The sequence below is a fragment of the Streptomyces spongiae genome, assembly GCF_009377185.1.
GTDB classification, from domain to species: Bacteria; Actinomycetota; Actinomycetes; order Streptomycetales; family Streptomycetaceae; genus Streptomyces; species Streptomyces spongiae.
Genome location: NZ_VJZC01000764.1, coordinates 1 through 4054 on the forward strand (window position 1 = coordinate 1; position 4054 = coordinate 4054).

The window sequence follows — 4054 nt, forward strand, 5'->3', positions numbered from 1 at the left end:
CGCTCGCACCGGCCGGCCGCGTGGGGGGGGTGGCGGTCGGAAGGGACCCCGGATCCCGTTGGTCAGCAGGATCCGGGGTGGATCAACCCGATCAACCGGATCAACCGGCCGGGTCGGCTCAGAAGGTCAGCTTCCAGCTGTTGACTGTGCCGGTGTCCTGGGCGGCCGTGTCCTGGACGCGCAGCTTCCAGGTGCCGTTCGCGGTCTCACTGGACGCGTTCACCGTGTAGGTGGTGTTCACGTTGTCCGCGGAGTCCGAGCTGCTGGCGGCCTTCAGGCGGTACGTCGAACCGTCCGGGGCGACGAGGTCGATCACCAGGTCACCGCGGTAGGTGTGGGTGATGTCGACGCCGACCTGGAGGGCCGAGGGGGCGTTGCCGCTGCGGCCGCTGACGGTGATCGGGGACTCGACGGCCGAGCCGTTGTCCGGGATCGCGACCGCGGAGGTGCTGGTGAAGGTGGTGCCCCCTGTGGACCCGCCGCCGGAGCCGCTCACCGCCTGCACCGTCTTGGCGGCGTCGGCGAGACCCGCGCCGCAGCCGCCCGAGCACGCGCCGGGCAGGGCGCGGGCGTTGGACTTGATCGCCGACTCGATCTGGGCCGGGGTCAGCGAGGAGTTCGCCGACTTCATCAGCGCGGCCAGGCCCGCGATGTGCGGGGTGGCCATGCTGGTGCCCTGGTAGTACTCGTACGACTCCGAGGTCGGCGTCTTCGCGCCCGCGTTCAGCGTGGACAGGATGCCGTTCGCGGTGCCGGTGCTGGTCTGGCCGCCGGGGGCCGAGATGTCCACGCCGGAGCCGTAGTTGGAGTACGAGGCCTTGGCGCCGGAGCGGTTGGTCGCGGCGACCGAGATGACGTTGTTGCAGTTGCCCGGCGAGTGGTTGGCCACGTTGTCGTTGTCGTTGCCCGCGGCCACGACGACGCTGGTGCCGCGGTTCACGGCGGCGGTGATGGCGCTCTGGGTCGCCGAGGTGCAGGCGCCGTCGCCACCGAGGCTCATGTTGATGACCTTGGCGACGTTCGTGTTGGCGGGAACACCGGAGACGGTGCCGCCGGACGCCCAGGTGATGGCGTCGATGATGTCGGAGTCGTAGCCGCCGCACTTGCCGAGCACGCGCACCGGGGAGATCTTCGCGCCGTACGCGATGCCCGCGATGCCCTTGCTGTTGTTCGTGACCGCGGCGATGGTGCCGGCGACGTGCGTGCCGTGCCAGGAGGAGTCGCTGGCCGGGATGCCGGAGCCGCATTCGTTGGCGTTGTACCAGTCGCCCGGGTCGGCAGGGTTGCTGTCGCGTCCGTTGCCGTCGACCGAGACCGCGGTGTCCGCGATGAAGTCGTAGCCGCCGACGATGTTCGCGGCGAGATCGGAGTGGGTGACGTAGCCGGTGTCGATGACGGCGACGGTCACGCCGCTGCCGGTGGTGACGCCCCATGCGCCGGGCACCCGCATGCCCGCGGTGGACTCGAAGAGGTCCCACTGCTTGGCGTACTCGGTGTCGTTCGGGTCGGCCTTCGGCGTGTTCAGGCGGTCCGGGGAGACGTACGCGACCTGCGGGTCCGCCCGGTACTCGGCGATGACGTCGGAGACGTCCTGCGTGGTGAGGTTCTCGCCCAGGTCGACGAGGGCGGCACCGGAGCCGAGGCGACGCTGGAAGTCGACGTTCTCGCCGGCCTCCTTGCCCTTGGTCTCGGCGTCGGCGGTGGCGGCCTTGTTGGACTTGGCCTCGGCGGCACCCGACTTGTAGCCGACGATGAGGCGCTCGGCGGGGACGGAGGGCGCGGCCTCGGCGGGCCCGGCGAGGGCGGGGGCCGTGTCGGCCGCGGGGGTGGTCTTCCCGGCGGGCGCCTGGGCGACGGCGACGGTGGTGGTCATGCCGGCCACCAGGGCCGCGGAGACCGCGGCGACGGATATCAGCTTCCGTCTCGCGGGACGGGAGGAGGAGATGCGCAAGGGCTTGCCTTTCATGGCCGGCTCCGGACAGCGGGGAGCAGCGGGGAGCAGCGGGGAGCAGCGCGGAATCGCTTCGTCGTCGAAGCGGCGGGGGGTGCAAGAAAGGTGCGGCGTTACTGGGCCGGCCTGGCGGGAGCCGACCGCTTCGGGGTTACCTGTGGGTCAGCTGTGGCTGGAACGATAGGCATCGGCCCGGCCATGTGAATACGGGGAAAACCCTCGACCGGATAGGGAACTCACCCTCGTTGCCCGGCCATTGGCCGGGTGGGTCCGCTTTGGTGCGGGTTCCGGTCCCTCGTGGCAGGGCGGGGCGAGCGGGCGGCAACCGGCGTTGAACGGACGCGTCCGGTGGCTCGTACGAATCGGTGCAGCACCCAATCAGCCGACGGCCGAGGAGGGTCCAGCGGTGGACCGGACGCATCGGATTCGCACGTACGCCCCGCACCGCCCCACGGCGTGCCGCGCCGCGCTCACGGCCGCGGGCGCCGCCGCGGCCCCGTTGCTGCTCACGTTGTGGGTGGCCGCTCCGGCCGGGGCGCACGGCGCTCCGACGGACCCGGTGAGCCGGGTGTCGGCGTGCTCGCCGGAGGGCGGGGCGCAGGCGCGGTCCGCCGCGTGCGAGGCGGCCGTGGCCGCGAACGGGGCGCCGTTCACGGCGTGGGACAACCTGCGGGTGGCGGGCGTGAACGGCCGTGACCGACAGACGGTCCCGGACGGGAAGCTGTGCAGCGGTGGCCTGCCCGCCTACAAGGGCCTCGACCTGGCGCGCGCCGACTGGCCCTCGACGCGCCTGTCCCCCGGCGCGAAGCTGAACCTCACGTACCGCTCGACGATCCCGCACACGGGGAGCTTCAAGCTGTACCTGACGAAGCCGGGGTACGACCCCGGTGAGCCGCTCACGTGGTCGGACCTGCCGGCGAAGCCGTTCGCCGAGATCAAGGACCCGCCACTGACGGACGGCGCGTACCACTTCTCGGCGAAGCTGCCGTCCGACCGGTCCGGGCACCAGGTGCTGTACACGATCTGGCAGAACACCAGCACCGTGGACACGTACTACTCGTGCTCGGACGTGGTGTTCCCCAAAGCCGCGAAGGCCGCGGGCGGCGGGGATGGTGGGAGCAAGGAGGCTCCGACCGACACCCCGAGCGAGACGGCCACCGGTGCCGCGGAGGCCGGTGGCTCCGACGACGGGCGGGCGGAGGGTGCGGGTTCCGCGGACCGGACGGCCCTTCCGGGCAGCCCGGTGTCGTCCGCGAGCCGTGACGACTCGGGGCCGTCGATGTCGCTGATCGCGGGGGGCGGCGCCACGGCGCTGGTGCTCGCCGCGGGCGCCGCCCTGGTGTCGCGCCGGCTCTGGGGCCGGTGACTCAGTTGACGAAGACCGTCGCGCCGCCCTGGGTGGTGTCGGTGACGGGCGCGTACTTCGCCGTGAAGTAACCGGTGCTGAAGCACAGGGACGAGCCCGAGGTCTTCGTGAACGCCTGAGAGGTGAAGTTGATGCTGTTGTCGGTGTTGCTCGACGTGCCGGAGATGCTCGGCGCCTGGTAGACGCAGTTGATGCTGCCCAGCAGGGTCCGCAGGACGACGGTGGTCTGGATGACCGAGCCGGCGGCCGGGGTGACGGTGACGGCGCCGTCCGAGGACACGGTGGACGTGTACGGCAGGTTGTTGACCGTGACGCTGGTGACGCCGAGGACGCCGACGACGTTGCTGGTGCAGCTGCTGAAGGTGTGCTGCTTGACCGACTCGGTGGCCGATCCGGACGCCGCCGGGTTGGCCGTGACGTCGGCCTTGAACGTCGACACGGCACAGGAGACACCGCTGGTGCCGGTGGCGCTGGAGTAGAAGTTGGCGGTCGTGCCGGAGGCCAGCGACGCGCTGAGCTCGTCGCCGACCGCGACCGCGTCGCCGCCCGCGCTGCCGGTGGTCAGGACGGTGTCGGCGGCGGAGGCGGGGGTGACTCCGGCCGCCAGCACGAGGGCGCTCGCGGTGCCGGCGAGGGCCAGGAGGGTCTTCGTACGCATGGGGGTGCCTCTTCTCGAAGTGCGGGCTGGGGGTGGGTGCGCGCGGGGATGCACTCGGTGCGCGCAGGGGGGTGAAAGG

Annotated in this window: 3 protein-coding genes; 1 reads left to right on the forward strand and 2 read right to left on the reverse strand. The window is 71.7% G+C overall.

All coding sequences use genetic code 11. The features are described 5' to 3' along the window. Positions 1 to 118: 118 nt before the first annotated feature. Positions 119 to 1966, reverse strand: coding sequence for a S8 family peptidase (locus FNH08_RS46270; protein WP_152777739.1), 1848 nt, complete (start codon positions 1964 to 1966; stop codon positions 119 to 121). 391 nt (positions 1967 to 2357) lie between these two features. On the opposite strand from FNH08_RS46270, the gene FNH08_RS46275 reads away from it, so the two are divergent. Then, positions 2358 to 3317, forward strand: a complete 960-nt coding sequence (locus tag FNH08_RS46275; RefSeq protein WP_322726534.1) for a lytic polysaccharide monooxygenase — start codon at positions 2358 to 2360, stop codon at positions 3315 to 3317. Between the two features lies 1 nt (position 3318). Here FNH08_RS46275 and FNH08_RS46280 read toward each other — a convergent pair whose 3' ends face one another. Beyond that, positions 3319 to 3975, reverse strand: coding sequence for a Tat pathway signal sequence domain protein (locus FNH08_RS46280; protein WP_152777743.1), 657 nt, complete (start codon positions 3973 to 3975; stop codon positions 3319 to 3321). Between the last annotated feature and the right edge of the window lie 79 nt (positions 3976 to 4054).

Bases quoted from the DNA above. Each gene is read 5' to 3' on its own strand.
- FNH08_RS46270 (WP_152777739.1), bottom strand. From the start codon at position 1,966: ATGAAAGGCAAGCCCTTGCGCATCTCCTCCTCCCGTCCCGCGAGACGG.
- FNH08_RS46280 (WP_152777743.1), bottom strand. From the start codon at position 3,975: ATGCGTACGAAGACCCTCCTGGCCCTCGCCGGCACCGCGAGCGCCCTC.